This is a genomic window from Streptomyces tendae, assembly GCF_014650435.1.
GTDB classification, from domain to species: Bacteria; Actinomycetota; Actinomycetes; order Streptomycetales; family Streptomycetaceae; genus Streptomyces; species Streptomyces tendae.
This window is the reverse complement of the sequence record NZ_BMUY01000005.1, coordinates 384752-399753: the sequence shown is the minus strand read 5'-3', so window position 1 is coordinate 399753 and position 15002 is coordinate 384752. Positions and strand designations below refer to the sequence as shown.

Sequence of the window (15002 nt, the reverse complement as noted above, 5' to 3'; positions counted from 1 at the left end):
GACAGCTTGTCAGCAATGGCTACCGACGGGTAGCCCCGGTGCCGGGTACGAGCGATTCCGTCTGGACACCACCGGACGCGTCCGCTGGGATGGTGGGGTGACCACCGACACCGCGACCGACGTCTTCGAAGAGCACCGGCCCGTCCTCCTGGGCGTCGCCTACCGCATGCTGGGCCGCCTGGCCGACGCGGAGGACGTAGTCCAGGAGGCGTGGCTGCGCTGGTCCGGCGCCGACCGCTCCACCGTGCGCGAGCCCCGGGGCTACCTGGTGCGCGTCACCACCCGCCTCGCCGTCGACCGGCTGCGCCAGGTCAAGTCGCGCGGCGAGACGTACGTCGGCCCGTGGCTGCCCGAGCCCTACGTCACCGACTTCGGCGACGCCGTGCCGGACACCGCCGAGCGGGCCGTCCTCGCCGACTCCGTGTCCCTGGCCGTCCTCGTCGTCCTGGAGTCGCTGTCGCCGCTGGAGCGGGCGGTGTTCGTCCTCAGGGAGGCGTTCGGCTACCCGTACGCGGAGATCGCCGCCATGCTGGAGCGCGGCGAGGCCGCGGTGCGCCAGCTCGCCGGACGCGCCCGCAAGCACGTCGACGAGCGGCGCCCCCGCTACGACGTCGACCCGGCCCAGCGCCGCGACCTCACCGAGCGCTTCCTCGCCGCCGCGGCCGAGGGCGACCTGGCCGGTCTGCTGGCGACGCTCGCGCCGGACGTCCGGCTGGTGGGGGACAGCGGCGGCAGGTCCAGGGCGCCGTTGCGGGTCCTGGAGAGCGCCGACAAGGTGGGCCGCTTCCTGTTCGCCGTCGCCCAGCAGGGCATTCCCGACGCCACCTTCCACTTCCTGGAGCTCAACGGCGGCCCCGCCCTGCTGGTCCGCTCCGGCGGCAAGCCCGACTCCGTCCTCCAGGTGGACGTCGCCGAGGGCCGCATCCAGGCCGTTTACATCATCCGCAACCCGGACAAACTGGCATCCCTGGCCGACATCCCCTAGCCAGCCCCCGAGGAGGCTCACGGCCCCGGTACCCGTCCCGCGACGGGGGCCGGGGCCGTTCTGTGCGCGGGATTGGTCTTGACCAAGGGGGTGGCGCGTTTTATGGTCGCAGAGAACTGCAACAACCTTTAATAAACAAGGGCGTCAAAACGCCGCCGGACCACGGCGATTGCGGAGGACAGGGTGGGGACCACGCAGTTGGAATCGGTGCCGGAGCCGAAGTACTGGCACCTCAGGACCGTGCTCAGCGAGGCCCTGGACTCGGAGTTCGAGGTGGGCGAGATCCTGCCCAACGAACGCGACCTCGCCGCCCGCTTCGGCGTCGCCCGCGCGACCCTGCGCCAGGCCCTGGAGCAGCTGGAGCTGGAGGGCCGGCTCCAGCGCCGCCGCGGCGTCGGCACGACCGTGGCCCCGCCGCGCGTCGGCGTGGCCGTCGGCACCCGGGACCACGCCTGGCCCGGAGCGGCCGACGACGCCTGGCAACCGGCCGACTGCCACCTCGCGGCACCCCCCGCCGCCGTGGCCGACGCGCTGGAGACGGACCGCGACGAGCCGGTCCACACCGTCCGCCGCTCCCGGGTGAGCCACGGGCAGCCCGTCGCCGCGGAACTGCTCTACGTCCCGTCGTCGTCGGTGCCCGACCTCACCGCCATCGACGCACCCTCGGGCCCCGCACGCGCGCGCGCCGTCCTGCGCGAGCTGCAGCGCGGGGACCTGGAGCGGCAGGAGAGCTCCGTCGAGCTGGGCTCGGCCGGCGCGGACGACGCGAAGGAGCTGGACCGTCTCCCGGGCGCGCCCGTCCTCGTGGTCACCACCCGCTACCTCGCCGAGGGCCGCACCGCCGCCCTCTCCGTCGCCACCTACCGCGCGGACACCTGCCGGCTGACGTTCGGCGACTCCGGCGACGTGGAGATCCACCACGGCCCCGAGACCCGGGCCTCCTGACCGGCCCGCCCCCGCCGCGGCGCCCCACCGCGGCCCGCGGGTCAGCGGCGGGCCGTCGCGCCCTCGACCGCGAACAACTGCTCCTCCACATGGTCGAGGGCGAGCCGCAGCGCACCCGTCGCCACCGCGGCCTCGCCGAGCAGCGACAGCGCCACGCGCGGCGGACGCAGGCAGTAGCGGGCCAGCTCCCGGCGCAAGGGCTCCAGCACACCGTCGAGCCCGGCCGCCCAGCCGCCGATGACGACCATCTCCGGATCGAGCGCCAGCGCCAGCGCCGCCACATCGTGCACCAGCCGCTGTATGAAACGCTCGACGGCCGCGCGGGCCCGCTCGTCGCCCTCGCGGGCCTCGGCGAAGACCTTGGCCACCGCCTGCTCGTCCAGCGGGTGCAGCGGCTGGTCCGTGGTGGACAGCAGCGTCTCCGGCGTCACGTCCCGGCCCAGCAGGTGCAGCGCGCCGATCTCGCCGGCCGCCCCGCCGTACCCCCGGTGCAGCCGCCCGCCGATCAGCGCCCCCGCCCCGGGACTGAGCCCGGCCAGCACGAACACGATGTCGTCGCACTCGGTGGCGGCGCCCTTCCAGTGCTCGGCCACCGCCGCCGCGTTCGCGTCGTTCTCCACCAGCACCGGGCACTTGAAGGAACGGCTCAGCCGCTCACCCAGGCCGAGACCCGTCCAGCCGGGCAGCGCCGTGCCCAGGCGCACCGTGCCGTCCGCCTCGACGATGCCGGGCGTGGCCGCGCCGACCGCCCGCAGTGAGCCGCGCGCCACACCGGCCCGGCGCAGCAGCTCGGCCACGGCCGTGCGCAGCCGCTCCAGCCGCTCGTCGGCCGGCGCGTTCTCGTCCACGTCCTTGGCCTGGGCGCCGATCACCCGGCCGTCCAGGTCGGACAGGAGCGCGGCGACGCGGTGCGGGCCGATCTCCAGGCCCAGCAGGTGTCCCGCCTCGGCCCGGAACCGGAACCGCCGCGCGGGCCGCCCCTGCCGCCGGGCCGTGCCCTCGTCGGCGGCCGCCTCGACGACCAGGCCGGCCTCGATCAGCCCCTCGACGACCCCCTCGACGGTCGGCCGGGACAGCCCCGTCACCCGGGTGATCTCGGTCAGCGTCGCGGAGTCCGTCGCACGCAACGCGTGCAGCACCACGGCGGAATTGATCCTCCGCAACAGTGAAGGGTCCCCGCCGGTCAGGCCTGCCAAGGTCCGTCCTCCCAGCTCGTGCGCGTGTTGGCCGGATGGTACTCGGCCCGCCGGACCCCGGCGAGTTGCGGTCTCCGCTTCCGGTCCGCGAGGCGTCCTCACCCGGGCGCCACGAACCCCGACTCGTACGCCGTGATCACCGCCTGGGTGCGGTCCCGCGCCCCCAGCTTCGCCAGTACGGCGCTCACATGCGACTTCACCGTCTCCGTGCCGACCACCAGCCGCGCGGCGATCTCCGCGTTCGACAACCCCCGCGCCATCAGCCGCAGCACCTCGCCCTCCCGCTCGGTCAGCCGGGCGCGCTCCAACGCGGCGCGGGCCGCGCGGTTCCCGCCGCCGTCCCCGTACTCGGCGGCCAACTGCCGCACCGAGGCCGGGAACAGCAGCGACTCGCCCTCGGCGATCAGCCGCACCGCGTGCACGATCTCGGCCGGCCGGGCCCGCTTCAGCAGGAACCCGTCGGCTCCCGCGCGCAGCGCCTCGTACACGTACTCGTCGTTCTCGAAGGTCGTCACCACGAGGATCTTCGGCGGGTCCGTCACCGTCCGCAGCAACGCGCGCGTGGCCTCGATGCCGTCCAGCAACGGCATCCGGACGTCCATGGCGACCACGTCCGGGCGCGTCTGCCGCACCAGCGGAATGACCGCGGCCCCGTCGGCCGCCTCACCGACCACCGCCATGTCCGGCTGCGCCTCCAGCACCGCCCGCAGACCGGCGCGGACCAGGGGTTCGTCGTCGACGAGGAGCACTCTGACCGGCATCCGGCCAGCCTAGATCAGCCCGGTGGCAGCTCGACGCGTACCTCCCAGTCTCCGGCACCGTCCGGGCCCGTGCGCGCCCGCCCGCCCAGCAGCGCGGCCCGCTCGCGTATCCCGCGCAGTCCGCTGCCGCGACCGGGCGCGGCCCTCCCGTCCGGCAACGGGTTGCGCACCTCCAGAGTGAGCGCGCCGTCCGCGACCCCGACCCGCACCCGGGTCGGCACGGCACCCGCGTGCCGCAGCACATTGGTCAGCGCCTCCTGCAGGATGCGGTAGCCCTCGCGCGAGACCGGACCCGGCAGGGTCTCCAGCGGGCCGGTGACCTCGGCGTCGACCTTGGCGCCCGAGGCACGGGCGGACTCCAGGAGACGGTCGGCGTCCACGAGCGTGGGCCGCGCGCTCACCGGCCGCTCCGCCTCCCGCAGGACGCCGAGCACCCGCTCCAGGTCCTCCAGCGCGGCCCGGCCCGTCTCCTCGATCGCCGTCAGGGCCCGGCCGGTGAACTCCGGGCTGTTCGCCGCGCGGGCGGCCCCCGCCTGGACGACGGCCACGGTCAGCGCGTGGCCGATGGAGTCGTGCAGCTCGCGGGCGATGCGGTTGCGTTCCAGGAGTTGCTCGGTGCGTTCCTCCAGGGCGGTGAGCCGCTCGGCGGCGGACGGTCCCAGGAGGCGGCGGGCGAGCCGGGTGATCAGCTCCCCGGAGCCGACGACGACCGCCGGGAGCAGCAGGAGCGGCAGCGGCGCGAGCAGGCCGTACCACCAGTGCTCTCCGGTGAGGGGGACGTACGAGCCGTGCCCCTGCTGGCCGCCCCGCGCAGCGTTCACCAGATCGACGGCGAGGACGGGCAACTGCACCGTGAGCATCGCGACACAGGAGCCGATGAGCAGGCGAGCCTCCAGCCACACGACCGTGCGTCCGCGGTCGGCCCAGGTCACGGACGGCGCCACGACGATGTCCGGGTTCGCCTCGTCCGGCCGGCGGCCGGTCAGCAGCAGCCTGGCCTGTACGCCCTCGACCACCCGCATCCAGGGCAGCAGACCGGCGAGCGCCAGCGGCACCACCGACGCGAAGGCCCACGGCTCGTCGACGAAGATCCACATGGCCGGCCACACCACGGCCATGAACAGATGCAGCCATCGTGTGTACGTCACCGCCCGGCCGAACGGGCGCAGCAAGCCGACCATGCGCCCATCGTGTCAGCCGCCACCGACACCGGGCCTCCCCCGCGCGGGGGAGGCGGTCTCCACCGGCGGGGGAGGCCAACGCCCCGCCCCGACCGGCACGCTGCTGCCATGACCACCATCGACGTCCACAACCTCACCAAGGAGTACGGCACCCGGCGAGCCGTCGACGACCTCACCTTCACGGTGCGTCCCGGCCACGTCACCGGCTTCCTCGGCCCCAACGGCGCCGGCAAGTCCACCACCATGCGGCTCGTCCTGGGTCTGGACCGGGCCACCTCCGGGACCGCGACCGTCGGCGGACGCGCGTACACCACGCTCCACGAGCCGTTGCGGCACGTCGGCGCCCTGCTCGACGCGGACGCCGCCCACGGCTCGCGCACCGCCCGGAACCACCTGCGTGTCCTGGCGGCGAGCAACCGCGTCCCCGCGCGGCGGGTCGACGAGGTGATGGAGGAGACGGGCATCGCGTCCGTGGCCCGCAGCCGGGTGAAGGCGTTCTCCCTGGGCATGCGCCAGCGGCTGGGCATCGCCGCCGCGTTGCTGGGCGATCCCGAAGTGGTGATGCTGGACGAGCCGTCCAACGGGCTGGACCCCGAGGGCATCATCTGGATCCGCGAACTGCTGCGCCGGATGGCGGCCGAGGGGCGCACGGTCCTGGTCTCCAGTCACCTGATGAACGAGACCGCGTCCTTCGCCGACCACCTGGTCGTCCTCGGCCGGGGCCGCCTGCTGGCCGACACGCCGATGCGGGACTTCATCGACGCGCGCGTGCGGCCACGGGTCCGTGTGCGGACGTCGGACGCGACCGCTCTGAAAGCCGCACTCGCCCGGCACGGCCACGACGCCGTGGAGCACGACGACGGGTACTGGACCGTGCAGCACGCGCGCGTGGACGACATCGGCCGGATCGTGTCCGGCGCGGGTGTGCCCGTCCTCGAACTGGCCTCGGACGAAGGCACGCTGGAACAGGCATACCTCGACCTGACCGCCGCCGAGACCGAGTTCGCCGCACAGCCCAAGGAGGCCCGACGATGAACCTCACGCCCGTCCTGCGCGCCGAGGCGCTCAAGGTGCTCACGCTGCGCTCGCTGTGCGGCACCCTGCTGGCCCTGTTCGCCGTCACCACGGCCTTCTCCGCACTGGCGGGGGTGTCCGACACCTCCGACCCGGACTTCGACCCGCTGTTCATGGCCCTGTCCGGAGTGATGCCGGGCCAGATCGCGGCCGTCGCCTACGGAGCCGTCGTCGTCTCCAGCGAGTACCAGGGCAACGGGATCCGGCTCACCCTGGCCGCGGTTCCGCAGCGGGGGCGGTGGTTCGCGGCGAAGCTGGTGGTCGTCGCCGTACCGGCCCTCGGGGTGGGGCTGGTCACCGCACTCGCCGCCCTGCTCGCCGCGCGTGCGGGTCTCGGCACGGCGGCGGACGCACTCACCGTCGGCGAGCAGGTCAGGGGCGTCGTCGGCTGCGGCGTCTACCTCATGCTCATGGCCCTGTTCGCGGCCGGGCTCACCGCCCTGTTCCGCAGTGGCGTGGCCACCCTGTCCACCCTGATCCCGTTCATCCTCGTCGTCTCCTTCGTGATCGGGGACGCGGCGGGCACCGTCGCCGACTTCCTGCCGGACAAGGCCGGCCAGATCGTCCTGTACCGGACGTACGACGGGACCCTGGGACCCTGGACGGGGCTCACGGTGACCGCGCTGTGGGCCGTGGTCGCCCTCCTCGGCGGATTCTGGCGGCTGCGCCGCCGCGACGCCTGACCACCGGCCGAACGCGGCGGCGGCTGACGCCCCGCCAATTGTCAGTGGCGGCGGGTTTACTGGACCCATGAACATCGCGCGGCACCTCGCCCTCGTCGACGAGCTGTGCTTCCGGCCCTTCCCGGCGGAGCACGGCCCGTCGGACGGGGGCACCGCGGCTCCCGGGCACTTCACGGCGGTGCTGGAGAGCAGCCGCGGCCTGAGCGGCCGTGACCCGGGGGAGCGGGCGGCGACCATCGAGCAGTACGAGAAGGACCGGGACGCCCTCTACGAGCGACTCGCCCCGCGCTGGGGCGAGACGGACCCCGTCAACCTGCAGACGGTCCTGCTGCGGACCGAGCGGGAGGAGATACCCGAGCCGTGGGCCGGCCTGAGCGCCGGCGCCCGCGCGGCGTACGTCTGGGAGGCCGCCGGCACCGGCCGCTGGGTCGCGGTGGCCGTCGCCGACCGCGACGAGACGGACGAGGTGCGGCTGCTGGCGGTGGTCACCCAGGAGGCACCACCGTGACCGTCACGCCTGCGCCTGCGACCGTGGCTCCGCCGCGACCCGCAACCGGGCGAACTCCTCCGCCATCGTCTGCGCCGTCCAGTGCGCGTTGAGCCCGCTGGGATTGGGCAGCACCCACACCCGCGTGCTCCCGAAGGTCCGCTCCTGCGGACCCACCCGGGCCTTCGGCTCGTCGAACGCCGCCCGGTAGGCGGTGACACCCACGACCGCCAGCCAACCGGGCCGCAGCCGCGCCACCTTCCGCGCCAGCAGCCGGCCGCCCTCCCGGTACTCCTCGGCGGTCAGCTCGTCCGCCCGCGCGCTGGCCCGCGCCACCACGTTCGTGATGCCCAGTCCGTACGCGGGCAACTCGCCCTGCTCCGACGGCTTCAGCAGCCTCGGTGTGAACCCCGACAGGTGCAGGACCGGCCAGAAGCGGTTGCCGGGACGGGCGAAGTGGTGGCCCGTCACCGCCGTCATCAGACCGGGGTTGATGCCGCAGAACAGCACGCGGAGGCCGTCCGCGACGACGTCCGGTACGAGACGGTCGCGGGCGGCCTCCAGCTCGGCCCGGGTGAAGCGGGTCAGAGGATCGCCCCGGGGGTGTATCCGGCGGCCTCCGGGTGCTGCTTGACGATCTCCTCGATCCGGCCGACGACGGCACCGACCTGGTCGGCCGCCGCACCGGTGAAGGAGAGCTTGTCGGCCATCAGAGCGTCCAGGGCGGCACGGTCCAGCGGGATGCGATCGTCGGCGGCCAGCTTGTCCAGCAGCTCGTTGCGCTCGGCGCCCTGCTCGCGCATGGCCAGCGCGGAGGCGACCGCGTGCTCCTTGATGGCCTCGTGCGCGACCTCGCGGCCGACCCCGGCGCGCACCGCGCCCATCAGCACCTTGGTGGTGGCCAGGAACGGAAGGTAGCGGTCCAGCTCGCGGGCCACGACGGCCGGGAAGGCACCGAACTCGTCGAGCACGGTCAGGAAGGTCTCCAGCAGCCCGTCGAGGGCGAAGAACGCGTCGGGGAGGGCCACGCGGCGCACCACGGAGCAGGACACGTCGCCCTCGTTCCACTGGTCGCCCGCCAGCTCACCGGTCATCGAGGCGTAGCCGCGCAGGATCACCATCAGGCCGTTGACGCGCTCGCAGGAGCGGGTGTTCATCTTGTGCGGCATCGCGGACGAGCCGACCTGGCCGGGCTTGAAGCCCTCGGTGACCAGCTCGTGCCCGGCCATCAGCCGGATGGTCTTGGCCAGCGAGGACGGCGCCGCCGCCAGCTGCACCAGCGCGGTGACCACCTCGTAGTCCAGGGAGCGCGGATAGACCTGGCCGACCGAGGTGAAGGACTGCGAGAAGCCCAGGTGCCCGGCGATCCGCCGCTCCAGCTCGGCGAGCCTGCCCGCGTCGCCGCCGAGCAGGTCCAGCATGTCCTGGGCGGTGCCGACCGGGCCCTTGATGCCGCGCAGCGGGTAGCGGCCGAGCAGCTCCTCCACCCGGCCGTGGGCGACCAGCAGCTCGTCGGCGGCGGTGGCGAACCGCTTGCCCAGCGTCGTGGCCTGCGCGGCCACGTTGTGCGAGCGGCCTGCCATCACCAGCTCGGCGTACTCGCCGGCCAGCTTGCCGAGGCGGGCCGCCACGGCCACCGAACGGTCGCGGATCAGCTCCAGCGACTGCCGGACCTGCAGCTGCTCGACGTTCTCCGTGAGGTCGCGGGAGGTCATGCCCTTGTGCACGTGCTCGTGCCCGGCGAGGTCGTTGAACTCCTCGATCCGCGCCTTCACGTCGTGCCGAGTGACCTTCTCGCGCTCGGCGATGGAGGCCAGGTCGACCTGGTCGAGGACACGCTCGTAGTCGGCGATCGCGGCGTCGGGCACCTCGATGCCCAGGTCCTTCTGGGCACGCAGCACGGCGAGCCAGAGCTGCCGCTCCAGCTTCACCTTCTGCTCGGGCGACCAGAGCGTGGCGAGCTCGGCGGAGGCGTAGCGTCCGGCGAGGACGTTCGGGATGCGGGGCTTGGCGGGAGCGGAAGTCACGTGGACCGATTCTACTGGCGATTCGTGCAGGTCGGCGCCGCGGGGCTGTTCGTCGGAACCTACGAAGGCGCGCGGCGCCCGGGGATCACCGCGCCGGGTCCTCGTAGGGGAGCAGGTCCGGGCGCTTGGGCGGCAGGCCGTCCCCGGACGAGCGGCCGGTCAGCCGGCGGCCTATCCAGGGCAGCAGGTGCTGCCGGGCGAACCGCACGTCGGCGGTCCTGCGCGCCGTCCAGCCCGGTGGCGGCGTCGGCGGGACCGGCGCGTGCCACTCGGGGTCCTCGGGCTCGTAACCGAGCGACTGCCACACGGCCTCGGCGACCCGGCGGTGCCCCTCGGCGGTCAGGTGCAGCCGGTCCACGTCCCACAGGCGCGGATCGGCCAGCGACCGGGCGCCGTACAGGTCCACGACCACGGCGCCGTGCCGCGCGGACAGGTCGTCGATGATCGCGAACAGCGCCTCCATGCGTGGCCGGAACCGCTCCAGCACGGGACCCTGGCGACCGGGACTGCGCATCAGCACGAGCTGCTCGCAGTGCGGCGCCAGCCGTTCCACCGCCTGCGTGAGCAGGTCCCGCACCCGGGCCATGTCGCACTTGGGCCGCAGTGTGTCGTTGAGCCCGCCGACCAGTGTGATCACGTCGGCGCCCATGGCCGCGGCCACGTCCACCTGCTCGTCGACGATCTGTCCGATCAGCTTGCCGCGCACCGCGAGGTTGGCGTACCGGAAGCCGGGGGAGCGGGCCGCCATCCGTGCGGCGAGCAGGTCGGCCCAGCCCCGGTAGGAGCCGTCGGGCAGCAGGTCCGACATGCCCTCGGTGAAGGAGTCGCCGACAGCGACGAGACTGGTGTACGTGGGGTTCGTCTGCATGGCGACGGAAATGCTATCCCCTGCACATACCCGCCGGTCGGTCGCCCTCCGGGGCGCCGGCCCGGGCGCGCGGGGCACTCGGGCGCTCGGGGCGCTCGGGGCGCGAAGGGCTCACGCCCGTTGCCCGAACAGCTCCCGCAGGACGTCCTCCATCGTCACCAGTCCGGCCAGCCGCCCGTCGGAGCCCAGGACCGCCGTCAGGTGCGTGCGGCTGCGCCGCATGGCGGTCAGTACGTCGTCCAGCGGGGTTCGTTCGCGGACCCGGGCGATGGGCCGCATGTCCCGCAGGCGGAACGGCACGTCCCGCGGCGAGGCGTCCAGGGCGTCCTTCACGTGCAGGTAGCCGACGATCCGCCGCCCGTCGTCCACCACCGGGAAGCGGGAGAACCCCGACTGCACCGACAGCCGCTCCAACTGCTCCGGGGTGATGCCCACGCGCGCGTGCACGACGCGCTCCAGCGGCAGCACCACGTCCCGCACCGGCCGGCGGCCCAGCTCCAGGGCGTCGCGCAGCCGCTCCCTGGCCCGGTCGTCGATCAGCCCCGCCTCACCGGCGTCCTTGACGATCTCCGCCAGCTCCGCGTCCGTGAACGTCGCCGCCACCTCGTTCTTGGCCTCCACCCTGAGCAGCTTGAGCAGCCCGTTCGCGAAGGCGTTGACCGTGAAGATCACCGGACGCAACGCCCGGGACAGCGCCACCAGCGGCGGCCCGAGGACCAGCGCGCTGCGCACCGGCTCGGCCAGCGCGATGTTCTTCGGCACCATCTCGCCGAGCAGCATGTGCAGGTACGTCGCCAGCGCGAGGGCGATCACGAAGGACACCGCGTGCCCGGCGCCCGACGGCACGCCCACCGCGTGGAACACCGGCTCCAGCAGATGCGCGATCGCCGGTTCCGCGACCACGCCGAGGACCAGCGTGCACAGCGTGATGCCCAGCTGCGCCGCCGCCAGCAGCGCCGACACGTGCTCCAGGCCCCACAGCACCCGCTTCGCCCGGGCGTCACCCTCTTCGGCGTACGGCTCCACCTGGCTGCGGCGCACGGAGATCAGCGCGAACTCGGCGCCCACGAAGAACGCGTTGACGACCAGGGTCGCCAGACCGATCAGCAGCTGTACGGCGGTCACCGGCCGGCCTCCCCTTCGTCCTCCGCCTCGCCTGACCCGTCGCCTGGACCGGCGTCCGGCCGACCGGTCCCGTCGGCCCCGTCGATCGCGCCGTCCGAGTCGGCCGCGTTGTCCGCGTCGTCCGCGTCGTCGAGAGGTGCGTGCATCAGCACCCGGGCGGCCCTGCGCCCCGTGGCGTCGACCACGTCCAGCCGCCAGCCCGCGACGTCGAGACTGTCGCCCACCACGGGGATGTGCCCGAGACCCGCCGCGACCAGCCCCGCCACCGTCTCGTACGGTCCCTCGGGAACCCGCAGCCCCAGCCGTTCCAGCCGGTCCACGCGCGCGGAGCCGTCCGCCCAGTACAGCGCGTGCCCCGCCTCGTCCGTGCCGGCCGGGTCCAGGTCGGGCGTCTCGTGCGGATCGTGCTCGTCCCGCACCTGGCCGACGACCTCCTCGACGATGTCCTCCAGCGTGGCCACCCCCGCCGTACCGCCGTACTCGTCGATCACCACGGCCATCGTGCGCCGCCCCGAGAGCCGGTCCAGGAGCCGGTCCACGGTCAGCGACTCGGGGACGAGCAGCGGTTCGCGCATCAGGTCGGCGACCGGCATCCCGGGCCGCCGCTCGGCGGGCACCGCCAGCACGTCCTTGACGTGCGCGGTCCCGACCACGGCGTCGAGGCTGTCCCGGTAGACCGGGAACCGGGACAGTCCCGTCGCCCGCGTCGCGTTCGCCACGTCCTCGCACGTCGCCCGGGCGTCGAGGGCCACGACCTGGACGCGCGGGGTCATCACCTGCTGCGCCGTCAGGTCGGCCAGGTTCAGCGTGCGCACGAACAGCTCGGCGGTGTCGGGCTCCAGCGCGCCCTCCTTGGCGGAGTGCCGGGCGAGCGCCGCCAGCTCCTGCGGCCCGCGCGCGGACGCCAGTTCCTCGGCGGGCTCCACACCGAAGCGGCGCACGACGCGGTTGGCGGTGTTGTTGAGGTGGGTGATGAAGGGCCGGAAGACGGCGCTGAACCAGCGTTGCGGGCCGCCCACCCGTTTGGCCACGGCCAGGGGCGAGGAGATCGCCCAGTTCTTCGGCACCAGCTCGCCGACGATCATCAGGAAGACCGTCGACAGGGCGGTGCCCAGCACCAGCGCCAGGGAGGACGCCGCCGAACGCGACACCCCGAGGTCCTCCAGCGGCCCCGCGATCAGCGCCGCGACCGAGGGTTCGGCGAGCATGCCGACGACCAGGTTGGTGACCGTGATGCCGAGCTGGGCCCCGGAGAGCTGGAAGGTCAGGTTGCGTACGCCCTTGAGGGCGCTCGCCGCACCCCGCTCGCCCCGCTCCGCCGCGCGCTCCAGCTCACCGCGTTCCACGGTGGTCAGCGAGAACTCGGCCGCGACGAAGGCGCCGCACAAGAGCGAGAGCAGGATCGCCACCAGCAGCAGGAGCACTTCGGTCATCGGGTCACCTCGGATCCATGATCGGCCAGGAGCCGGTGGTTCGCCCGATGTTCAAGCTTTCAACCTTTCGCCTCGCGGGCGCTCAGTCGGTGAGGTGCTTCACCCAGCGCCGCCACTGCTCCTGCGGCTCGTACCCGGCGGCCCGCCAGGCATGCTGGGCCCGCTCGTTGCGCACCAGCACCATCGCGTCCCCGCGGCGCCCGCCGAGCCGGACGAAGCGCTCGTCGGCCGCGGCGAGCAGGGCGGAGCCGATGCCCCGGCGCCGGTGGTCCGGGTGCACCGCCAGCCGGTACAGATGGCAGCGCCAGCCGTCGAAGCCCGCGATCACCGTGCCGACCAGCTCCCCGTCGCGCTCGGCCAGGAGCAGCGCCTCCGGGTCGCGCTCCACCAGGCGCTCCACCCCTTCCCGGTCGTCGCTGATGCTCGTCCCCTCGGCGGCCGTCTTCCAGAAGGCCAGCACGGCGTCCAGGTCCTTCGGCCCACCGGGCCGTATGCGCAGATCGGTCATGCCGCGATCCCACCACGAGGGCCGGGCCCCCGTGCGGTGATTCCGGCATGCGGACCGGCACGGCGCGCGGCCTCGCGGCCCCGGCGCGCGGCGTGGTCAGTCCTCGCGCAGGGCCCGCAGCACCGGCGCGAATGCCTCCATGAACGGCTCCAGCACCGTCAGGTAGGTGAAGCCGTACCGCTCGCGCTGCGCCCGCACCTGTGCGGTGATCCGCTCCAGGGTCCCGGCCAGCAGGATGGGCAGCTCCAGCACCTGCTCCGGGGTGAGGTGGGGGATGCGCTCCAGGTAGGGCCGGACGGCGGACTCGCGGTCCTGCGTGACCGCGACCATCTGGATGAGCAGGTTCAGCTCCGCCGGCTCCTTGCGGCCGGCGGCGAGCTCCCGGTACCGGGCGACGCGCTCGTCGAGCTCCTCGGCGGTGATCGGCGCCAGCTGTCCCGTCGCGCTGCCCCGCACGGTGCGTCCGCCGGTGAACGCGGCGATGTCGGCGTGCCGGGCGGTCAGCTCCAGCATCCGGTCGCCGTTCGCGCCGATCAGCAGCGGCACCCCGGGGCGCTGCACGGGCCGGGGCAGGTGCTCCTCGTCGCCCAGCAGCCGCTCCAGCTCCTCGACGGTGCGCCGCAGGTGGTCCACCCGCTCGCCGGGTGAGCCGAAGGCCAGTTCTGCGGCGTCGTGTTCCGCGCGTACGTAGCCGGTGCCGAGCCCGAGTTCCAGCCGCCCGCCGGTCAGGGCGTCGGTGGTCGCCACCTCCCGGGCCAGCAGCGCCGGGTTCCAGAAGCCGGCGTTGAGCACGAACGTGCCCAGCCGGGGCCGTTCGGTGGCCCGGGCCGCGGCGACCAGGGCAGGGAACGGCGCCGGCATGCCGAGGTGGTCCGGCACCAGGATCACGTCGTAGCCGAGCTCCTCGGCCCGTCGGCACTTGGCGTCCCACTCGTCTGCCGGGGCGGCGCTCATCAGGTTGACGCCGAAGCGGAACGGGCGCGGCATGAACTCTCCTCACGCACGGGGGACTTCCGGTCACGGCGAGTCAATCACTCCCGCGGCCGGAACAGGAAGACGCCGGGCGGCCTTGCCGCTGCTAGCGTTCCGGCGCTAGCTTCTAGGTATGGCGAAGACCCAGAAGGCCCAGCTGAACGTCCGGGTGGACGAGGGCACCGCCCGGGCGGCTCGGGAGAAGGCCCTGGCCCGGGGGCTGAGCGTCAACCGCTACATCGAGGAACTGGTCCGGCAGGACACCGGCGAGGCCGGCCGCACCTTCGTCGAGGCCGCCGCCGACTTCATGCGGCAGTACGAGAAGGTGTTCGCCGAGGAGATCGGCGAGGGCAGCCGCTGAGCCGTCGCACGCGTACCGCATGAACGACCTCACCATCGATCTCGCCTGGCTGCTGATGCTCGCCGAGCAGCGCACTCCCGGTGATCCGCAGGTCACCGACTGGGGAGCGCTCGTCGCCGCCGTCGCCCGCCACCGGGCAGAGATATTCGACACGCCCGTCTACGACACCCCGCACGCCCGCGCCGCCGCGCTGCTCCAGCTGCTGATCCACGTCCCGGCGCTGGAGCGCTCCAACGCCCTGTTCGCCTCCGCGGTCGCCTACGCCTACCTGGTCGCCAGCGGGGTGGAGGTCGCCACCACGCCCGAGCGGGTGCGGGATCTCGCGCTGCTGGTGAAGAAGGGCGAGGCGTCGGTCGACGAGATTGCGGACGAACTGCGCGGCTGGACCGGGTGACC

At 73.7% G+C, this 15002-nt stretch carries 17 protein-coding genes; 7 read left to right on the top strand and 10 right to left on the bottom strand.

Annotated elements, in window-relative coordinates:
- Nucleotides 1–97: 97 nt before the first annotated feature.
- Together IE258_RS16630 and IE258_RS16625 are read left to right on the top strand one after the other, a co-directional pair.
- Entirely contained in the window at nucleotides 98–985 is an 888-nt protein-coding gene (locus IE258_RS16630) for an RNA polymerase sigma-70 factor (protein WP_189744195.1), read from the top strand.
- Nucleotides 986–1168: 183 nt separating this feature from the next.
- On the top strand, nucleotides 1169–1930 hold the full coding sequence (locus tag IE258_RS16625) for a GntR family transcriptional regulator (RefSeq protein WP_189744193.1): 762 nt from the start codon (nucleotides 1169–1171) through the stop codon (nucleotides 1928–1930).
- 41 nt (nucleotides 1931–1971) lie between these two features.
- Here the strand turns inward: IE258_RS16625 and IE258_RS16620 are convergent, their stop codons facing one another.
- The 3 genes from IE258_RS16620 to IE258_RS16610 form a co-directional block, all read right to left on the bottom strand.
- On the bottom strand, nucleotides 1972–3126 hold the full coding sequence (locus IE258_RS16620) for an ROK family transcriptional regulator (protein ID WP_159324733.1): 1155 nt from the start codon (nucleotides 3124–3126) through the stop codon (nucleotides 1972–1974).
- Nucleotides 3127–3224: 98 nt separating this feature from the next.
- A complete protein-coding gene (locus IE258_RS16615; RefSeq protein WP_189744191.1) occupies nucleotides 3225–3887 on the bottom strand; it encodes a response regulator transcription factor in 663 nt (220 codons plus the stop codon).
- Between the two features lie 14 nt (nucleotides 3888–3901).
- Nucleotides 3902–5068 (bottom strand): sensor histidine kinase, encoded by a 1167-nt coding sequence (locus tag IE258_RS16610; RefSeq protein WP_189744189.1) that lies wholly within the window; start codon nucleotides 5066–5068, stop codon nucleotides 3902–3904.
- 108 nt (nucleotides 5069–5176) lie between these two features.
- Between IE258_RS16610 and IE258_RS16605 the strand changes: the two genes are divergently transcribed.
- From IE258_RS16605 to IE258_RS16595, 3 genes are all read left to right on the top strand, one after another.
- Nucleotides 5177–6103, top strand: a complete 927-nt coding sequence (locus tag IE258_RS16605) for an ATP-binding cassette domain-containing protein (protein WP_189744187.1) — start codon at nucleotides 5177–5179, stop codon at nucleotides 6101–6103.
- On the top strand, nucleotides 6100–6825 hold the full coding sequence (locus tag IE258_RS16600; RefSeq protein ID WP_189744181.1) for an ABC transporter permease: 726 nt from the start codon (nucleotides 6100–6102) through the stop codon (nucleotides 6823–6825). The genes IE258_RS16605 and IE258_RS16600 overlap by 4 nt, the downstream gene beginning before the upstream one ends.
- Before the next feature lie 67 nt (nucleotides 6826–6892).
- Nucleotides 6893–7333 (top strand): hypothetical protein, encoded by a 441-nt coding sequence (locus IE258_RS16595; RefSeq protein WP_189744179.1) that lies wholly within the window; start codon nucleotides 6893–6895, stop codon nucleotides 7331–7333.
- 3 nt (nucleotides 7334–7336) lie between these two features.
- Here IE258_RS16595 and mug read toward each other — a convergent pair whose 3' ends face one another.
- The 7 genes from mug to IE258_RS16560 all read right to left on the bottom strand — a co-directional run bounded on the left by mug (nucleotide 7337) and on the right by IE258_RS16560 (nucleotide 14260).
- Entirely contained in the window at nucleotides 7337–7876 is a 540-nt protein-coding gene (gene mug / locus IE258_RS16590) for a G/U mismatch-specific DNA glycosylase (protein ID WP_189744433.1), read from the bottom strand.
- Between the two features lie 20 nt (nucleotides 7877–7896).
- Nucleotides 7897–9339 (bottom strand): adenylosuccinate lyase, encoded by a 1443-nt coding sequence (gene purB / locus IE258_RS16585; RefSeq protein ID WP_189744177.1) that lies wholly within the window; start codon nucleotides 9337–9339, stop codon nucleotides 7897–7899.
- Nucleotides 9340–9424: 85 nt separating this feature from the next.
- Complete coding sequence (locus IE258_RS16580; RefSeq protein WP_159324726.1) at nucleotides 9425–10207, bottom strand: SGNH/GDSL hydrolase family protein; 783 nt, start codon at nucleotides 10205–10207, stop codon at nucleotides 9425–9427.
- A gap of 111 nt (nucleotides 10208–10318) precedes the next feature.
- Nucleotides 10319–11332, bottom strand: coding sequence for a hemolysin family protein (locus IE258_RS16575; RefSeq protein WP_189744174.1), 1014 nt, complete (start codon nucleotides 11330–11332; stop codon nucleotides 10319–10321).
- On the bottom strand, nucleotides 11329–12765 hold the full coding sequence (locus IE258_RS16570; protein WP_189744172.1) for a hemolysin family protein: 1437 nt from the start codon (nucleotides 12763–12765) through the stop codon (nucleotides 11329–11331). Before IE258_RS16570 ends, IE258_RS16575 begins: the two co-directional genes overlap by 4 nt.
- 82 nt (nucleotides 12766–12847) lie before the next feature.
- Nucleotides 12848–13273: a GNAT family N-acetyltransferase gene (locus tag IE258_RS16565; RefSeq protein WP_189744170.1), complete on the bottom strand. Its 426-nt coding sequence runs from the start codon at nucleotides 13271–13273 to the stop codon at nucleotides 12848–12850.
- Between the two features lie 96 nt (nucleotides 13274–13369).
- Entirely contained in the window at nucleotides 13370–14260 is an 891-nt protein-coding gene (locus IE258_RS16560; protein WP_189744168.1) for an LLM class F420-dependent oxidoreductase, read from the bottom strand.
- Between the two features lie 118 nt (nucleotides 14261–14378).
- Between IE258_RS16560 and IE258_RS16555 the strand changes: the two genes are divergently transcribed.
- Entirely contained in the window at nucleotides 14379–14606 is a 228-nt protein-coding gene (locus IE258_RS16555) for a toxin-antitoxin system HicB family antitoxin (protein ID WP_159324721.1), read from the top strand.
- Nucleotides 14607–14625: 19 nt separating this feature from the next.
- Nucleotides 14626–15000, top strand: coding sequence for a fic family toxin-antitoxin system, toxin component (locus IE258_RS16550; RefSeq protein WP_189744166.1), 375 nt, complete (start codon nucleotides 14626–14628; stop codon nucleotides 14998–15000).
- Nucleotides 15001–15002 lie beyond the last annotated feature (2 nt).